This window comes from Cupriavidus sp. 05N40 (assembly GCF_056397305.1).
The window spans coordinates 1-17,806 of sequence record NZ_JBFTND010000079.1 but is presented as its reverse complement, the minus strand read 5'-3'; the positions used below and the strand labels follow the sequence as shown (position 1 = coordinate 17,806).

Annotated in this window: 13 protein-coding genes and 2 pseudogenes; 11 read left to right on the top strand and 4 right to left on the bottom strand. The window is 68.0% G+C overall.

The window, feature by feature from the left end; all coding sequences use genetic code 11:
* The first annotated feature begins 89 nt into the window (after positions 1-89).
* The 6 genes from AC1DO7_RS19260 to AC1DO7_RS19235 all read left to right on the top strand — a co-directional run bounded on the left by AC1DO7_RS19260 (position 90) and on the right by AC1DO7_RS19235 (position 6,071).
* Positions 90-1,184, top strand: a complete 1,095-nt coding sequence (locus tag AC1DO7_RS19260; protein ID WP_441615239.1) for a malate/lactate/ureidoglycolate dehydrogenase — start codon at positions 90-92, stop codon at positions 1,182-1,184.
* A 42-nt stretch (positions 1,185-1,226) separates the two neighbouring features.
* Positions 1,227-1,598, top strand: coding sequence for a 5-carboxymethyl-2-hydroxymuconate Delta-isomerase (locus AC1DO7_RS19255; RefSeq protein WP_441615237.1), 372 nt, complete (start codon positions 1,227-1,229; stop codon positions 1,596-1,598).
* A gap of 131 nt (positions 1,599-1,729) precedes the next feature.
* A complete protein-coding gene (locus AC1DO7_RS19250) occupies positions 1,730-3,286 on the top strand; it encodes a UxaA family hydrolase (RefSeq protein ID WP_441615235.1) in 1,557 nt (518 codons plus the stop codon).
* A gap of 54 nt (positions 3,287-3,340) precedes the next feature.
* Positions 3,341-4,132, top strand: coding sequence for a 2-dehydro-3-deoxyglucarate aldolase (gene garL, locus AC1DO7_RS19245; protein ID WP_477116449.1), 792 nt, complete (start codon positions 3,341-3,343; stop codon positions 4,130-4,132).
* Between the two features lie 63 nt (positions 4,133-4,195).
* On the top strand, positions 4,196-5,095 hold the full coding sequence (locus AC1DO7_RS19240; protein WP_441643296.1) for a 2-hydroxy-3-oxopropionate reductase: 900 nt from the start codon (positions 4,196-4,198) through the stop codon (positions 5,093-5,095).
* Positions 5,096-5,129: 34 nt separating this feature from the next.
* Complete coding sequence (locus AC1DO7_RS19235; RefSeq protein ID WP_441615229.1) at positions 5,130-6,071, top strand: LysR family transcriptional regulator; 942 nt, start codon at positions 5,130-5,132, stop codon at positions 6,069-6,071.
* A gap of 263 nt (positions 6,072-6,334) precedes the next feature.
* Here AC1DO7_RS19235 and AC1DO7_RS19230 read toward each other — a convergent pair.
* The 3 genes and pseudogenes from AC1DO7_RS19230 to AC1DO7_RS19220 all read right to left on the bottom strand — a co-directional run.
* Positions 6,335-7,523: pseudogene (locus AC1DO7_RS19230) on the bottom strand (FAD-binding oxidoreductase).
* Positions 7,524-7,818: 295 nt separating this feature from the next.
* Positions 7,819-9,372, bottom strand: coding sequence for a galactarate dehydratase (garD, locus tag AC1DO7_RS19225; protein ID WP_441615425.1), 1,554 nt, complete (start codon positions 9,370-9,372; stop codon positions 7,819-7,821).
* A 114-nt stretch (positions 9,373-9,486) separates the two neighbouring features.
* A pseudogene (locus AC1DO7_RS19220) lies at positions 9,487-10,749 on the bottom strand (MFS transporter); the annotation flags it as partial.
* A 583-nt stretch (positions 10,750-11,332) separates the two neighbouring features.
* Between AC1DO7_RS19220 and kdgD the strand changes: the two are divergent.
* Positions 11,333-12,247, top strand: a complete 915-nt coding sequence (kdgD, locus tag AC1DO7_RS19215; RefSeq protein WP_477116448.1) for a 5-dehydro-4-deoxyglucarate dehydratase — start codon at positions 11,333-11,335, stop codon at positions 12,245-12,247.
* On the opposite strand, the gene AC1DO7_RS19210 is transcribed toward kdgD, so the two are convergent.
* The gene (locus AC1DO7_RS19210) at positions 12,225-13,292 is read right to left on the bottom strand and encodes a LysR family transcriptional regulator (RefSeq protein WP_441615221.1); all 1,068 of its coding nucleotides are present in this window, start codon (positions 13,290-13,292) and stop codon (positions 12,225-12,227) included. The two genes, kdgD and AC1DO7_RS19210, sit on opposite strands and share 23 nt — an antisense overlap.
* Positions 13,293-13,392: 100 nt before the next feature.
* Between AC1DO7_RS19210 and AC1DO7_RS19205 the strand changes: the two genes are divergently transcribed.
* The 4 genes from AC1DO7_RS19205 (at position 13,393) to AC1DO7_RS19190 (ending at position 17,703) form a co-directional block, all read left to right on the top strand.
* Positions 13,393-14,646: a CaiB/BaiF CoA transferase family protein gene (locus AC1DO7_RS19205; protein WP_477116447.1), complete on the top strand. Its 1,254-nt coding sequence runs from the start codon at positions 13,393-13,395 to the stop codon at positions 14,644-14,646.
* Positions 14,646-15,713, top strand: a complete 1,068-nt coding sequence (locus AC1DO7_RS19200) for an NADPH:quinone oxidoreductase family protein (RefSeq protein WP_441615424.1) — start codon at positions 14,646-14,648, stop codon at positions 15,711-15,713. The genes AC1DO7_RS19205 and AC1DO7_RS19200 overlap by 1 nt, the downstream gene beginning before the upstream one ends.
* Positions 15,653-16,687: a tripartite tricarboxylate transporter substrate binding protein gene (locus AC1DO7_RS19195; RefSeq protein WP_441615217.1), complete on the top strand. Its 1,035-nt coding sequence runs from the start codon at positions 15,653-15,655 to the stop codon at positions 16,685-16,687. Before AC1DO7_RS19200 ends, AC1DO7_RS19195 begins: the two co-directional genes overlap by 61 nt.
* 89 nt (positions 16,688-16,776) lie before the next feature.
* Positions 16,777-17,703, top strand: a complete 927-nt coding sequence (locus AC1DO7_RS19190; RefSeq protein WP_441643295.1) for a helix-turn-helix domain-containing protein — start codon at positions 16,777-16,779, stop codon at positions 17,701-17,703.
* The last annotated feature ends 103 nt before the right edge of the window (positions 17,704-17,806 follow it).

Genomic DNA, 17,806 nt, shown 5'->3' with positions numbered 1-17,806 from the left:
TGGCCGCACTTGCCTGACCCCTGCCCTGCCGTTGCCTGCGCCGGCCTCCCCCCGCACGCTTATTCACGCTACCTGATCCCATTGATCCCATGAGTGAACACCGTATCCCGACCGCCGCCCTGCACCAGTGGGTGACCGACCTCTGGCTTGCCGCCGGCTCCGACGCGCGCGAAGCCCGCCTGACCGCCGACCATCTGGTCGGCGCCAACCTGTCCGGGCACGATTCGCACGGCGTGGGCATGATCCCCAAGTACGTACTGTCGTGGCTGGGCGAGCAGCTCCAGCTCAACCAGCACGTGAGCGTGGTGCACGAGGCCGGCGGCATCCTCAGCCTGGACGGCAACCGCGGCATGGGCCAGGCGGTGACCGAGGAAGCGATGGCCCTGGCCATCGACCGCGCGCGCGAGCACGGCGTGTGCGTGCTGGGGCTGCGCCGCTCGCACCACCTTGGCCGGGTCGGCCACTGGGCCGAGCAGGCTGCCGCCGCGGGCATGATCTCGATCCACTTCGTCAACGTGTTGTCCAAGCCCATCGTGGCGCCGCATGGCGGCTACGAGGCGCGCTACGGCACCAACCCCTTCACCGTCGGCGTGCCCGTGGCGGGGGCCGAGCCGCTGGTGATGGACTTCGCCACCAGCGCGATCGCGCTGGGCAAGGTGCGCGTGGCCAACAACAAGGGCGTGCAGGTGCCACCGGGCAGCCTGCTGGATGCCGCAGGCCATCCCACCGACGATCCTGCCGTGATGTTCCCGCCCGCTGGCGAAGCGCAGGGCGCGCTGCGCTCCTTCGGCGAACACAAGGGCTATGTGCTGGCGGTGATGTGCGAGCTGCTCGGCGCCGCGGTCACCGGCGGGCATACCATCCGCCCCGAGACGCTGACCCACGAGCATGCGGTCTGGAACAATATGCTGGCCATCGTGTTCGATCCCGCGCGGCTGGGCAGCAGCACCACCTTCGGTCATGAGGTGCAGGCTTTCGTCGACTGGATCCGCTCCTCGCCGCTGCAGCCCGGCACCGACGCCATCTTGCTGCCCGGCGAGCCCGAGCGCGCCTGGCGCCGCGCCCGCGCCGAATTCATTCCCATCGACAGCGGCACGCTGGCGCAACTCGACGACGCCGCGGCCCGCGTGCAGGCCGCGCGCGGCGAATCGCCCGGCGCGCTGTCGCGCCTCGCGGCGCATTGAGCGCAGCGCGCTCCCATCCAGCCAACCATCATCCGGAGCCCCATGCCGCATCTCACCATCGAAATCACCGAAAACACCCGGCTGGCCTGCTCCCAGGAAGAGCTGATGGACCAGGCCAACGCCGCCCTGCTGGATTCCGGCCAGTTCGGCGAGGCGGACATCAAGTCGCGCTGCATCGTGCTGACTTCGTTCCGCCAGGGCACCGAGGCGCGCGAGCGCGCCTTCGTGCACGCGACGCTGCGCATCCTCGACGGCCGCGAGCTGGCGGTGCGGCAGGCGCTCGCCAAGGCGATCTGCGAGGTGATCGCTGAACAGGTTCGCCGCGACCAGTCCGGCGAAGGCGTGCAGGTCAGCGTGGACGTGGTGGAAATGGAACGCGCCAGCTTCGCCAAGCAGGTCGTAGAGGGCAAGTAGCCCCGCACCGCGGGAAAGAACGCAGCACCGATGGCCTCGGGGCCGTGCCGCATGCCTGCCCCCGGGGCGCGCGGCACGGCTGCAACGAAGGGCCACGCAGACAATCAGTGAAGACGCCCACAGGAGACGCAGTGACCGCCACCAGCCAAGCCGCCCCGCACGCCCCCGCCGCCCCGGTGATCCGCCTGCATGCGCAGGACAATGTGCTGATCGCCCGCACCGAGCTCGGCATCGGCATGCCCGTGCCGGGCGAGGCCTTCACCATCCGCAGCCAGGTGCCGGCCGGCTACAAGATCGCCGCGCGCCCGATCGCCAGGGGCGAGCCGATCCTGAAGTACAACACGACGATCGGTTTTGCCGGCGCCGATATCGCGCCGGGCACCCTGGTGTCCGGCCACAATATCGAATTCCGCGAGTTCGACCGCGACTATGCGCACGCGCGCGATTTCGTTCCCGTGGCCATGCTGCCCGAGGCCGAGCAGGCCACCTTCGACGGCATCGTGCGCGACGACGGCCGGGTGGCCACGCGCAACTTCATCGGCGTGGTGGCCACCGTCAACTGCTCCGCCACCGTGGTGCACAAGATCGCCGAGTGGTTCACGCCTGAGCGCCTGGCCGGCTACCCCAATGTGGACGGCGTGGTGGCCTTTGCCCACAGCACCGGCTGCGGCATGGAAATGAGCGGCGAGCCGATGGCCATGCTGCAGCGGACCCTGGCCGGCTATATGCGCCACCCCAACCTGGCCGCGGTGCTGGTGGTGGGACTGGGCTGCGAGCGCAACCAGGTGAATGCCCTGCTCAAGGCAGAAGGGCTGGAAACCGGCCCGCGCCTGCACGCCTTCACCATGCAGGACACCGGCGGCACCCGCAAGACCATCGCCGCCGGCGTGGCCGCGGTGCAGTCACTGCTGCCCGATGCCAACCGCGTGGCGCGCCAGCCCGTGTCGGCCAGCCATCTGAGCATCGGGCTGCAGTGCGGCGGCTCGGACAGCTTCTCTTCGATCACCGCCAACCCGGCACTGGGCGCGGCCATGGATATCCTGGTGCGCCACGGCGGCACCGCGATCCTGTCCGAGACGCCGGAGATCTACGGCGTGGAGCACACGCTGACGCGCCGCGCGGCCAGCCGCGAGGTGGGCGAGAAACTGGTCGAACGCATCCGCTGGTGGAAGGATGTCTACGCCGTCGGCCGCGACGTGCAGATCAACGGCCGCGTGAGCCCGGGCAACCAGGCCGGCGGGCTGGCCAATATCTTCGAGAAATCGCTGGGTTCATCCATGAAAGGCGGCACCGGGCCGCTGATGGGCGTGTACCGCTATGCCGAGCCCATCACGCAGAAGGGCTTTGTCTTCATGGATTCGCCTGGCTTCGACCCGGTTTCCGCTACCGGCCAGATCGCCAGCGGCGCCAACCTGATCTGCTTCACCACCGGCCGCGGCTCGATGTTCGGCGCCAAGCCGGTGCCCTCGCTCAAGCTCGCCACCAATTCGCCGATGTACCGCCGGCTGGAGGAAGACATGGACATCAACTGCGGCGAGATCCTCGACGGCACCGCGACCATCGGGCAGATGGGCGAGCGGATCTTCGCGCAGATTCTCGCCGCGGCCTCGGGGCTGCGCACCAAGAGCGAGCTGCTCGGCCTGGGCGACCACGAATTCGCGCCGTGGCAAATCGGCATCACCGGCTGACGCCCCGCCCGGCGGCCCCCTATCGCACCTACTGATCCAGGAAACATTGCCCTCATGCCATCGCTGCCAAACTCGCTGCTGCCCTCCCCCCTGCCCAACCGCTTCCGCGCCGACATCCTGGCGCGCAAGCGCCTGATCGGCTGCTGGTGCTCGCTGGGCAACGCCACCACCACCGAGATCCTGGGCCTGGCCGGCTTCGACTGGCTGCTGCTCGACGGCGAGCATTCGCCCAACGACGTGCTGACCTTCATCCCGCAGCTGATGGCCCTGCAAGGCAGCGTGAGCGCGCCGGTGGTGCGCCCGCCCGTGAACGACCCGGTGCTGATGAAGCGCCTGCTGGATATCGGCTTCTATAATTTCCTGATCCCGTTCGTGGAAAGCGCCGAGCAGGCCGCGCGCGCGGTCAGCGCCACGCGCTACCCGCCAGCCGGCGTGCGCGGCGTGTCGATGGTCCAGCGCAGCAACCGCTACGGTACCGTGCCGGAGTACTTCAGCCAGATCAACGACAATATCTGCGTGCTGGTGCAGATCGAGAGCCAGAAAGGCGTGGACGCGGTGGAGGCAATCTGCGCGGTGGATGGCGTGGATGGCATATTCATCGGGCCATCCGACCTGGCTGCTGCCTGCKGGCACCTCGGCAACCCGAACCACCCCGAAGTGCAGGCGCAGGTGGCTCGCATCTTCGAGGCCGCCAGGCAGGCCGGCAAGGCCGTGGGTACGCTGACCCCGGTGGAAGCCGACGCGCGCCGCTATCTCGACATGGGCGCGGCCTTCGTGGCGGTGGGCCTGGACCAGAATATCTTCCGCAATGCCACGCAGGCGCTGCGCGACCGCTTCGCCGCCTGAGGCACGGCAACAACCTGACGCTGCGCCGCGCCCCGGCGCGGCGCACATGAAGAGAGGACTGACATGAGCAAGATCGGATTCATCGGACTGGGCGTGATGGGCACGCCGATGGCGCAACACCTGGTCGCCGGCGGCCATACGCTCTACGTGCATTCGCGCAGCGGTGCGCCCAAGGCCCTGCTGGACGCCGGCGCGCAAGCCTGCGCCGATGCCGCCGAGGTGGCACGCCAGAGCGAGATCATTTTCCTGATGCTGCCCGACACGCCCGACGTGGAGCGCGTGCTGTTCGGCGAGAACGGCGTGGCGCAAGGCCTCTCCAAGGGCAAGACGGTGGTCGACATGAGCTCCATCTCGCCCATCGAGACGCGCGTGTTCGCGGGCAAGATCGAGGCGCTGGGCTGCGACTACGTGGACGGCCCGGTATCCGGCGGCGAAGTCGGCGCCAAGGCCGCCACGCTGTCGATCATGGCCGGCGGCAAGCAGGACGTGTACGACCGCGTGCTGCCCTTGCTCAAGCTGATGGGCAAGAACATCACGCTGGTGGGCGCCGTAGGCGACGGCCAGGTAGCCAAGGTCGCCAACCAGGTCATCGTGGCGCTCACCATCGAGGCCGTGGGCGAAGCCCTGGTGCTGGCCGCCAAGGCCGGCGCCGATCCGGCTCGCGTGCGCGAGGCACTGATGGGCGGTTTTGCCAGCTCGCGCATCCTCGAAGTGCACGGCGAGCGCATGATCAAGCGCACCTTCGACCCGGGTTTCCGCATCGAACTGCACCAGAAGGACCTGAACCTGGCGCTGTCCACCGCGCACAAGCTGGGCGTGAGCCTGCCCAATACCGCCTCCTGCCAGCAGCTGTTCAATGTCTGTGGCGCGCTCGGCGGTGCCAAGTGGGACCACTCCGGGCTGGTGCGCGCGCTCGAGCATATGTCCGGCCACGCCATCGGCGACAAGCCGGCCAAGGGCTGATGGCGCGCGCGAAGGGAAAGGCCACGGGTCCCCGATGACAAGCAACGCGCTGAACTCGGAAGACCTGGCCTGCTTCGTCTGCGTGGCCAACACCCAGAGCATCTCGCGGGCGGCGCTGGAGCTGGGGGCCGACCAGTCCACCGTCAGCCGGCAGATCGCGCGCCTGGAAGCCGCGCTGGACACCCGCCTGTTCCACCGCAGCGGACGCGGCGTGGTACTGACCGAAGCCGGGCAGACGCTGATCGTCTACGCGCGCCAGGTCGCATCCACGCTGGCCGAGGCGCGCGAAGCCATCCGCGCATCATCTGCGCAGGGACCCACGCAACTGGTGATCGCCGCGCAGCCCACCATCGCCAATACCGCCTTCGCCAGCATCGGCACCGCGCTCAAGCAGCGCTTTCCCGCCACCAAGGTGCGCTTCGTCGAAGGGCTGGCCAGCCCCGTGCTGGCCTGGCTCGCCGCCGGGGAGATCGACGTGGCGCTGCTCTACCTGCCCGAGCAGCAAGGCGCGCTGAAGGTCGACATCCTGCTCGAGGAAGACCTGACGCTGGTCACGCCGACTTCGTGGAGCCACCTCGGCCCGACCTTTGCCGTGCGCCGGCTCGGCGAAGTGCCGCTGATCCTGCCGAGCACCGGGCACGGCCTGCGCGTGCTGGCGGAATCGCTGGCCGCGCGGGCCGGCACCGCCCTGCAGCTTGCGCTGGAGTGCGATGCATCCAACACGGTATCGATGCGCCTGGTGGAAGACGGCTGCGGCGCCACGCTGCTGCCGTTTGCCGCGGTGGCCGACCGTGTGGCGCAGGGGCGCCTGCACTCCGCCCGCCTGGTCGATCCCGTGGTGACGCGCCAGGTGGCGCTGGCCACGGCACGCAACCGGCCGCCCGTGCCGGAACTGTGGGACATCATGCAGACCGTGCGGCAATCGGTACGCAATATCGTGATGTCCGGGGCGTGGCCGGGGGCGCGGTTGATTTGAATCGGCAGGTGCGGTTCGGTGCGGTTCGGTGCGGCGCAGTGCGGTTCAGCCCAGCGCAGCGCAGTGCAACGCAGCCCAGTGAGGGGGCTCCCGCCCCCAGGACCTCTCCGCGCTCTCCATTCCGCTTCTCCCCGCCGATCCTGCTAGCCAGGTGATTGGCGTTTGATAAAAAAACCTGGGCGTTAATTGCGTATTTTTCTCCACAACGCCCCGTCACTCGCCTGCCCGGGCGGGACAAGCGAGTGGCATGGCGGTCCGTCGCCTCAGGACGGCTTGATGTTCTGGTTGTGCCGGAACAGATTTGTCGGGTCGTAGCGCCCCTTCACCTCGGCGAGCCGCGCATAGTTCGGCCCGTAGGCCGCACCGACGCGATCGCCCTCCTCCTGCGTGAGGAAGTTGACGTACACCGTGCCAAGCGAATACGGCGCCGCTGCCGCGAAGACCTCGCGCGACCAGGCCACGCAAGCATCATCGTCCGCCGCGTCGGTCCAGCGGCCGTGCACGTTCATGATGAAGTTCGCGTCGCGGTTGGCATAGGCCGTGGCATCCGCCGCCACGCGGTTGGTCTGCCCGCCCATGGCGCCGATGAAGATCTCGGTATGGGGCGATGGCAGCTTGCCGACATAGTCGGTGAGCAGCGTGATCAGGCCATCGTCGAGCCCGGCGAAGTTATGCGATTTCCAGTAGTTGCGCGCGCCCGGCGTCAGCAGCGGATCGAACGCCTGCTGCCAGGAAGCGAAGGGCATGGGCCCCACATGCTCGCCATAGGGCGTGCCGAGCTGCCGCAGCGGCGCGACCAGTTGCGGGCCGTTCTCCACCGGACCGACATAGCAGATGGCCAGCGCGACAATGGGCTTGCCGTGCGTCTCCGGCGGCAGGAACGGCAGCGGCGGCGCCTGCCGCAGCACCGCCCACACGGTCAGATCGTCGGGCATGCCGGCAAAGCGGTCGCGCAATGCCTGCAGCACGGTACCAGCCTGCTCCAGCGGGTAGACGATGAGCCCGCCGTAGATCTCGGGCCCGACCGGGTGGAGGGCGAACTCGAACATCGTCACCACGCCGAAGTTGCCGCCGCCGCCACGGATGGCCCAGAACAGGTCGGCATGCTCGCCCGCGCTGGCACGCAGCATCTTGCCGTCGGCCGTCACCACGTGCGCGCCGGTGAGGTTGTCGACCGTGGTACCGAATTTGCGGCTGATCCAGCCGAAGCCACCGCCGAGGGTCAGGCCGGCCACGCCGGTGGTCGAATTGATGCCGAGCGGCGTGGCCAGGCCGAAGGCCTGCGCTTCGTGGTCGAAGTCAGCGGGCCTTGACGATCAGCGCGGGACGCCGGTCGATCATCGCATTCCAGATCTGGCGGGCCTCGTCGTAGCCCGCCTCGCCCGGCAGCAGTGCCCGGCCCCGCAATTTCGCCCTCAATCCTTCCACCAGTTCACTGGACAGGTCAGCCATGATGCACCTCGCGACGTGATTCCCCGATTCAGGAAATAGCCGCGTGGCCGGCGAACGTGCGCGAAGCGTGCCCTGCTCCGGCTCCGGCATGGCGAACTGAAGGGGAAAAGCGCTGGAGGCGGGCGGGGTCTTTTTGTAAGGGCTTGCGCGGCGTTTCTTGGCAACAGGTCGTGCACTTGTGCGGCCAGGCGGAGAACAGAACCATCCTCATTTAAGGTGGGCGCCGGGCCAATGTAAAGGCATCCGGGACCGGTGTCCCGGATGATGCCCTTGAAGATGTGCCGCGCGCCCGGCTTCAGGTCACCGGCGCCGGATTGAACAGCACCAGCGCATTGTGCAGCTTGTGGTGCTCGGCCCAGGTCTTCCTGCGTCCACTTGCCACGTCCAGCATCAGGCGGAACAGTTCCCAGCCCACGTCTTCGATGGTGGCCTCGCCGGTGGCGATGCGCCCCGCGTTGACGTCCATCAGGTCGTGCCAGCGGCGCGCGAGATCGCTGCGCGTGGCGACCTTGATGACCGGCACCTCGGCCAGGCCGTAGGGCGTGCCGCGGCCCGTGGTGAATACGTGCAGGTTCATGCCCGCGGCCAGCTGCAGCGTGCCGCAGATGAAGTCGCTGGCGGGCGTGGCCGCGTAGATCAAACCCTTTTGCTTGAGCTTCTCGCCGGGCGACAGCACACCGGTGATGGCGGTGCTGCCTGACTTGACGATCGAGCCCATCGCCTTTTCCACGATATTGGAAAGGCCGCCTTTCTTGTTGCCGGGCGTGGTGTTGGCGCTGCGGTCGACACGGCCTTTTTCCAGGTAGCGGTCGTACCAGTCCATCTCGCGGATCATGGCTTGCGCCACTTCGGGCGTGGCGGCGCGCGCGGTGAGCTGGTCGATGCCGTCGCGCACCTCGGTCACTTCGGAGAACATCACCGTCGCGCCGGCCCGCACCAGCAGGTCGGTGGCAAACCCTACCGCCGGGTTGGCGGTAACGCCGGAGAAGGCATCGCTGCCGCCGCATTGCACGCCCACCACCAGCTCGGACGCCGGGCAGGTCTCGCGGCGGCGCTGGTCCAGCCTGGCGAGATGGGTATGCGCCATGGCCATGATGGAGTCGATCATGCTCTCGAAGCCGACGTGCGCATCGTCCTGCAGGCATACCACGCCAACCTCCACGCTGCCGGCGCCGGTCTGCACGGGCATGGTGCCGGCCGGCATCAGTCGCTCGGGCTGCAGCTTCTCGCAGCCCAGGCTCACCATCATCGCGGTACCGCCGAAGTTGGGGTTGAGCGCGATATTGCGCAGCGTGCGGATCGGCACGATGGCGTCCGGCGCGTCGATGGCGACGCCGCAGCCATAGGTGTGCTCCAGGCCGATCACATCGTCCACGTTGGGATACTTCGGCAGCAGCTCTGCCTTGATGCGGCGCACGGCATGCTCCACCACGCCCGCCACGCACTGCACGGTGGTGGTGATGGCCAGGATATTGCGCGTGCCCACCGAGCCGTCCGGATTGCGGAAGCCTTCGAACGTATAGCCTTCGAGCGGCGGCAGCGGCGCCGCGGCGCGGGTGCCGATAGGCAGGTCGTGCAACTCGGGAGCCACCGGCATCTCGGTCACGCGTTCGTTGATCCAGCTGCCCCTGGGCAGGTCGCGCAGCGCATAGCCGATCACCACGTTGTAGCGCACCACGGCGTCGCCGGCCTTGAGGTCCGACAGCGCCACCTTGTGGCCCTGCGGCACGCGCTCGCGCAGGGTCAGCCCGCACGGGAACACCGTGCCTTCGGGCAGGCCGCCGTCATTGGCGACAATGGCCACGTTGTCCTGCTCGTGGATGCGGATGTACAGCGGGGTGCCCTGCACCTGCGCGCTCGCCTGCGCGGCGCCTTGCTGTTCTACTTTGATATCGATGACCGACATGACTTTCTTCCTTGCCAGATACTTGCCGCGCCCCGCTMAGGGGTGCTTGAGTTCAACGCGCTTGATTTCCTTGACGATCACCAGGTAGCTGATCACGGTCACCAGCGCATTGGCGCCGACGAAGACCAGCGCGCCGTTGAACGAACCCGTGGTGCCAAGGATATAGCCGATCACGATCGGCGTGACGATGCCGGCAATATTGCCGAACATATTGAAAATGCTGCCGGCCAGGCCGATCACTTCCTTCGGCGCCGTATCCGCCACCACCGCCCAGCCCAGCGCGCCGATGCCCTTGCCGAAGAAGGCCAGCGCCATGAAGCCCACCACCAGCCACTCGCTGTCCACATAATTGCAGGCCACCATGCTGACCGAGAGCAGCATGCCGGCGACGATCGGCACCTTGCGCGCCACCGTCAGCGAGTAGCCGCGGCGCAGGAACATATCCGAGATCACACCGCCCAGCACGCCGCCGAGGAAGCCGCAAATGGCCGGCAGCGACGCCACGAAGCCAGCCTTGAGGATCGACATGCCGCGTGCCTGCACCAGGTAGACCGGGAACCAGGTCAGGAAGAAGTACGTCAGCACGTTGATGCAGTACTGGCCCAGGTACACACCCAGCAGCATGCGGTTGGACAACAGCTGCTTCACATAGAACCAGCGCGCGCCGGCCGGCTCTTTTGCCTTTGCCTTGCCGGCATCGCCGCTCATCTCGATCAGCCCGCCGCCTTGCGCGATATAGTCGAGCTCGGCGCGGTTCACCGACGGATGCGTGGCCGGGCTGCGCACGACCTTGAGCCACAGGCCCGCCAGCACCATGCCGAGCACGCCCATCCACATATAGACATGGTGCCAGCCGAGCGCATGCGTGAGCCATGCCATCAGCGGCGTGAACAGCACCGCGGCAAAGTACTGGGCGGAATTGAAGATGGCCGACGCCGTGCCGCGCTCGGCCGTGGGGAACCAGCTCGCCACGACCTTGGCATTGGCCGGGAAGGCGGGCGACTCAGCCAGGCCCACGGCAAAACGCAGCACGAACAGCGTGGTGACGGCCGCGCCGACCGTGGCGAAGACGCCGAGGAAGCCCTGCAGCAAGGTAAACAGCGACCACAGGAAGATGCTGCAGGCATAGATGCGACGCGCGCCGAAACGGTCAAGCAGCCAGCCGCCCGGGATCTGCGCCATCACATAAGCCCAGCTGAAGGCAGAAAAGATAAAGCCCATCTGCATGGCGTCGAAGCCGAACTCCTGGCGCATGGCCGGGCCCGTGATGGAAAGCGTGGCGCGGTCGGCGTAGTTCACCGTGGTCACCACGAAGATCATCAGCAGGATCCAGTAACGGACATTGCTGCGGCGGGTGGCCGCTCCGGCCACGCTTAAGGTATTGCTGAGATTCATGGGGTCTCCGGCAGGGCCGGCAGCGCGAAGAAAAGCCCAACCATCCGGTGCGGGCCATCTCGGGCCTGCTGCCGGCCTCGTGATATGTCATCGTATGACCGGAATTATAAGCACGGGGTTCAGCCATGCTGCTCAGTGTTTACCCGAGGAAAGCTGGATTAGCGGATCGGAGGCCTGATCGAAGGCCTGGCCCGCGCCGAGGCGCGCGGCCCGGAACTCGAACGCTTCCGGGAAGCCTTACCGCACAAGGCTTTCAGCCAGCTTTCACCGCCCTGCACAGGACTGCCGGCCTGCCGTGCGACTGCCCGCCCCCAGCCGCAAGCTACTAGCGACCGCCGCCGTCCCCGTGCCCTCATCTTTGCAAATGAACGTCCCAGGTGACAAATCCACTTGCACAAATCCAATCTCAGTTGTACGATGACATATCTCAAGGATGTGCGACCCGCCGGGAAGCACTCGGAGCCAACTGACCTAACCCTTGCCCTTGCGGCGCTCAGGACCAGCCATCATGACCACACCACAAGAACTCAAGCAGATCGTCTCGGAAGGCCTGCTTTCCTTCCCCGTGACCGACTTCGACGCGCAAGGCAACTTCCGTCCCGACACCTATGTCGAGCGCCTCGAATGGCTGGCTCCCTACGGCGCCACGGCGTTGTTCGCCGCGGGCGGTACCGGCGAATTCTTCTCGCTGACCCCGGACGACTATTCCAATGTGATCCGCACCGCGGTGGAGACCTGCGCCGGCAAGGTACCCATCCTGGCGGGCGCGGGCGGCCCGACCCGCATGGCTATCGCCTATGCCAAGGAAGCACAGCGCCTGGGTGCCAAGGGCATCCTGCTGCTGCCGCATTACCTGACCGAAGCCTGCCAGGACGGCATTGCCAACCATATCGAGGAAGTCTGCAAGTCGGTCAGCATCGGCGTGATCGTCTACAACCGCGGCAACTCGCGCATCAATGCGGAGATGCTGGAACGCCTGGCCGACCGCTGCCCCAACCTGATCGGCTTCAAGGACGGCGTGGGCGAGATCGAGCACATGGTGCGCATCCGCCGCAAGCTGGGCGACCGCCTGTCCTACCTGGGTGGCCTGCCGACCGCGGAAGTCTATGCTGCCGCCTACAAGGCGCTGGGCGTGCCGGTGTACTCCTCGGCGGTGTTCAACTTCATCCCCAAGACGGCGATGGACTTCTACCGCGCCGTCGCAGCCGACGACCACGCCACCACCAACCGCCTGATCGACGAGTTCTTCCTGCCGTACCTGGATATCCGCAACCGCCGCGCCGGCTACGCCGTGAGCATCGTCAAGGCCGGCRCCAAGCTGGTCGGGCATGATGCGGGTCCGGTGCGCGCGCCGCTGACGGACCTGGACGAGCAGGAACTCGCGCTGCTCGACGCGCTGATCAAGAAGCTGGGTCCGCAGTAAAGGGACCATCCGGCGGGCCGTCCACGGTCCGCCGGCTCTCTTCGTCGGAACCTGTCCGGGTTCCGGCAATTGCAATTCCTCCCGTTTCCCTCCCCTCTTCCGTCTCCCCCTTCCCGCCAGCCCAGTTGCCGGCCTGGCTCTCCAGCCGTGCCCGGATGAAATCCATCAGCGTGCGCGTGGCCAGCGTCGGAAAGCGATTGGGCGCGGTCAGCATATAGATGCTGTCGCCCACGCCTTCGGGTTCGTACTGCGGCAGCACTTCGACCAGCTCGCCGCGCGCGATCTGGCGCCACACGGCGTAGCGCGGCAGCAAGGCGATGCCGAGCCCGCCCGTTACCGTCTCGACCAGGAAGGGATAGTCGCCCGACTGGATACGCGGCGCGACGCGCAGCATCAGCTGCGTGCCGGCCATCTTCAGCTTGAGGTCGAAGCGCCGGCCCAGGGAGGCGGGCGCGATCAGGTCGCAGCGGGCCAGGTCTTCGGCGCTGCCTGCCGGACCGTGCCGCGCGAGGAACTCCGATGACGCGCACAGGCACCAGCCCACCGCGCAGATCCTGCGGGCCACATGGTCGTCCGGGGGCTGCGAGGTGATCTTGAGCGCCACGTCCACTTCCGCGGAAACCAGGTCACCGATGTAGTCATTGATCAGCACCCGCAGCGAGATCGCCGGGAACTGCCGCGCGAAGTCCAGCAGCACCTGCGCCAGATAGAGATGGCCCAGGCCCGTTGGCAGGCGGATGCGCACGTCGCCCCGCACGCTCTGGCCCAGGCTGTCGATGGAGGCGCCCGCGGCCTGCAGTTCGTCCAGCATGCGCACGCCGTGGCCATAGAGCAGGCGGCCAGCCTCGGTCAGTTCGACATGCCGGGTAGTGCGGCGCATCAGTTGCGCGCCCATATGCTGCTCCAGCGCCTTGAGGCGCCGCGAAACGTTGGAGCGGGTCATGCCGCCACGCGCGGCGGCGGCCGTGAGGGTCTTCGATTCGACCAGCGTGACAAACAGCCGGATCAGGTTCAGGTCGAGTTGCCCGAGAGTATTGTCAATCATGAATCAACACGGATGGCACAGTTTGGCGGATTGTTACGGCGGGAGCTACGCCTTAGCATAAGCCATCCCCAGCCACCTGACGATTCCCGGCGCGATAACGATGGCCCAGACACAACTCACGCAAACCGCTCCCTCCTCCGCACCGCCTTCGGCCGCGCTTGCCGACCTGCCGTTTGCCGGCCTGCGCGTGCTCGACATCAGCCAGGGCATTGCCGGGCCGTACTGCGCGCATATCCTGTGGCAACAGGGCGCCGAGGTCATCAAGGTCGATCCGCCCGCGGGCGACTGGGGCCGGCATGTCGGCGTGGTGCGCGGCGACCACAGCGCGCTGTCGGTGGCCTACAACGGCGGCAAGCGCGGCGTCTGCATCGATGCCGCGACCGACGCCGGCAAGGCCTTGCTGTTCGACCTCGCCCTGCAGGCGGACGTGGTGGTGCAGAACTTCCGGCCGCGGGTGGCCGAGCGCCTGGGCGTGGGCTATGYCGCGCTGGCCGCGCGCCATCCTGCGCTGGTCTACGTCTCCATCAGCGGCTACGGCGCCGATGGCCCCTATGCGGAGCACCCCGCCTCGGACTCGGTCATGCAGGCCGACAGCGGCCTGATGTTCACCAACCGCCTTGCCGACGGTACGCCGCGCCGCATCGGCATGCTGCTGGCCGATGCCGCTACCGGCCTCTACGCGGCGCAGGCCTGCGCCGCCGCCCTGTGCCGGCGCTTCCGCACGGCGGGCACCGGCGCCCATGTGGAACTGAGCCTGTTCGACGCCTGCTGTGCCTTGCAGGCCAACAATATCCTCGAATACGCCATCCAGGGCACGGCGGCGGCCGGTCCGGTCAGTGCGCCCAACGGCGTGTTCTCCACCCGCGACGGCAACCTCACCCTGCTCGCCCTCAATAATGCGCAGTTCGGCCGGCTCTGCCAGGCGCTCGGCCAGCCCGGCTGGGCGGCGGACCCGCGCTTTGCCGACAATGCCAGTCGCATGGCCCATGCCGGCTGGCTGCGCGACGCGGTGGCGGCTTGCCTGGCCCGCGAAAGCACGGCGCACTGGCTCGGCGTGTTCCAGGCGCACGATGTCCTCCACGCGCCGGTGCGCGACCACCGGCAGGTGCTGGACCATCCGCAGGCAGTGCAGCAGGGCACCTTCCAGCAGATCGACCAGCCGGGCCTCGGCATGCTGCCGTTCGCCGGCATTCCCGCCAGGAGCCTGCGCCGGCTGGCCGGCGCCGCGCCTCGCATCGGCGAGCACACCGAGGCCGTGCTGCGGGAATGGGGCGTGACCCAGGATCATCTCGACCGCTACCTGGCTGCCGGCGTGGTGCGGCAGGCGGCGCCGGCAACGGGCACCGAAGCATGATGCGCGCCCTGCTCTGCGACCAGTTCGGCGCGCCGGAAGACGTGCGCGTGGCGGACATTCCCGCACCCGAGGCCATCGACCCGCATGCGGTGGTGATGGCCGTGGACTATGCCAGCGTCAGCCACGCCACCGGCCTGATGGTGGCCGGGCGCTACCAGACCAGGCCGCCGCTGCCCTTCGTGCCGGGCACCGAGGCGGTGGGCCGCGTGGTCGCCTGCGGCACGGCCGTGACACGCTTGCGCCCCGGCGACCGCGTGGTGGCGATTGCCGACTGGGGCTGTTTTGCCGAACAGGTGTGCCTGCCCGAATACACGGTCTACCCCATACCAGATGAAGTCGACGCGCTGCAGGCGCTGCCGGTCCCGCTGTCCTACGGCACCGCCTACTGCGGCCTGGTATGGCGCTGCGCGCTGCAGCCCGGCGAAACCGTGCTGGTACTGGGCGCCGGTGCCGGCGTCGGCCTGGCGGCGGTGGAGATCGCCCGCGAGCTCGGCGCGCAGGTGATTGCCTGCGCCAGCACCGAGGCCAAGCGCGAGGAAGCGCTGCGGCGCGGTGCGGCGCACGCGCTTGCCCCCGAAGACCTGGCGGCGGCCGTCAAGCGCGTGACGGGCGGACGCGGCGCCGACGTGGTGGTCGACCCGGTGGGCGGCGATCTGTTCGATCAGGCGCTGCGAGCGGCCGCGCCCAATGCGCGGCTGCTCAGCATCGGCTTCGCCAGCGGGCGCATCCCGCAGGCACCGCTGAACCTCATGCTGGTCAAGAACCTGACCCTGCACGGCTTTTTCGTCGGCCGCTATATCGGCTGGACGCCGGCCAACGAACGCGCGCAGCACGCGCCCGCCTTGCAGGCGGTGATGCAGACGCTGTACGCCTGGGCCGGTGCAGGAAAGATACGCCCGACCGTATCGAAGGTATTCCCGATGACCGGGCTGGCCGAGGCGCTGCACGCGCTCGAAGCCCGCCAGGTCGTTGGCAAAGTCGCTATAAGAATCAAGGAGACAGAAACATGCAGAGCCGCATCGAGCCATCCCAGCCTTCCCAACCCCACGCGCCCCGCCGGGCCGTGATCCGGCTAGCGCTGCTGGCGGGCGCCGCCACGGCCGTCGCCGCCCTCGGCGCGGCCCCCGCGCGCGCCGCCGACGACTACCCACAGCGTCCGATCCGCATGGTCCTGCCCTATCCCCCGGGCGGCCCCACCGACCTGCTGGCCCGCGTGGTCGCCGTCAGGATGGGCGACACGCTGGGCCAGACCGTGGTGGTCGACAACAAGCCCGGCGCGAGCGGCATGATCGGCGCCGAGGGCGTGGCCAAGGCCACGCCGGACGGCTATACGCTGCTTGCCAACGCCTCCCTGCACGTGATCAACCCGAGCATCTACGCCAAGATGCGCTACGACGCCTTCCGCGATTTCGTGCCCGTCACGCAGCTGGCGGACGTACCGCTGGTGCTGGTGGTCAACAACGACTCGCCGGTCAAGACCGTGCGCGACCTGATCGCCTATGCCAAGGCACGCAACGGCAGCCTCAACTTCGGCTCAGCCGGCAATGCCTCGGCCCAGCAACTGGCCGGCGAATCGTTCAAGATCGCCGCCCATGTCTCCATGCAGCACGTACCGTACAAGGGCAGCTCGCCCGCGCTGACCGACCTGATGGGCGGACAGATCCAGTTGATGTTCGATTCGATGCCGTCCGCCATGCCCTTTATCAAGGCCGGCAAGCTGCGCGCGGTGGCGGTCACCACGCTCAAGCGCGCACGCGCGCTGCCGGATGTGCCCACGGTGGCCGAATCGGGCCTGCCGGGCTTCAATATCAGCACGTGGTATGGCCTGTGGGCGCCGCGCGGCACGCCCGCCCCGGTGGTGGAAAAACTGGCGGCGAACGCGGCGCAGGCCTTGCGCCAGCCGGATGTGCAACGGCAGTACGCCGACATGGGCGCCGAGCCGGTGGGATCGTCGCCCGCGGAATTTGCCCGCTATACGGTGGCCGAAGGCAACAAGTGGGCGGAGATCGTGCGCAAGTCGGGGGCCCGGGCAGACCAGTAAGGCCCGGCGGGGATCCTGATCCGCGGCGCGGATGGACAGCCCCCTGCCCGGGGCGGGACAATTGCAGCTCCGGTGCCCGCCCCCGCCTCATGAAAACCGTCCCGACCTACTCTCTCTACGGCGTCAACTCGAACGAGCCGCTCCTGGAACAGCTGCATTTCGAGTCGATCCCCGAGCGCAGCGGCGTCAATGACTGGGAAATCAAGCCGCACCGCCACGAGCGTTTTTTCCAGGTGCTGTACGTGCACCAGGGCGGCGGCCGGGCACTGCTCGACGACCGCGAATATCCGCTCGCGAACCGCACCGTGGTAACCGTGCCGCCGCGCTGCGTGCACGGCTTTCGCTTCACCCCGGACGTGGACGGTATCGTCATCACCATGACGGACCATTACCTCCACACCCTGCTGGCCGGCGTGCCGGACACGCTGCCGCTGTTCGAGCGGCCCTATCACGCCAGCTTCGAAGCCGCCGAAGCACGCCCCGGCGAGAATGCGAGCGACGCCACCGTGCTGGCCGGGGCGCTTGGCCTGTTTCGCGCGGAGATGAATACGGTCTCGCTGTGGCGCGGTGCCGCGCTGTCGGCACTGCTGTCGCTGCTGCTGGTCGGTATCGCCCGCCGGATCTCCGTAGCGGGCGAGGCCAGCGCGCAGCCTGCAGGCCGCACCGCGCGCCACTTCCAGCAATTCCAGCAACTGGTGGAAGCGCGTTTCCGCCAGCACCAGGACCTCGCCGGCTACGCCGCCACGCTTGGCATCTCGCCTACCCAGCTCAACCGCATCTGCCAGCAACTGGCCGGGCGCAGCGCACTGCAATTGATTCACTCGCGCCTGGTGGTGGAAGCACAGCGTGACCTGCTCTACAGCGATCTCGACATCAAGCAGATCGCCTCCACGCTGGGTTTTTCCGATGCGGCGTATTTCGCGCGCTTCTTCGCCCGGCAGGTCGGGCAGACGCCGACGGCATTCCGGCAGCACGGCCGCGCGCGGCTGCCGGCGCCGCAGGCGAGCGGCAGCTAGCCGCCAGCGGCGTGGCCTGGCGCCGGATCAGAGCGAGAAACTGTCCGAACGCGCCAGCGGCCAGTACTTCTCGTAGAGCTGGTAGCGGAAGTTGCCGTTGAGC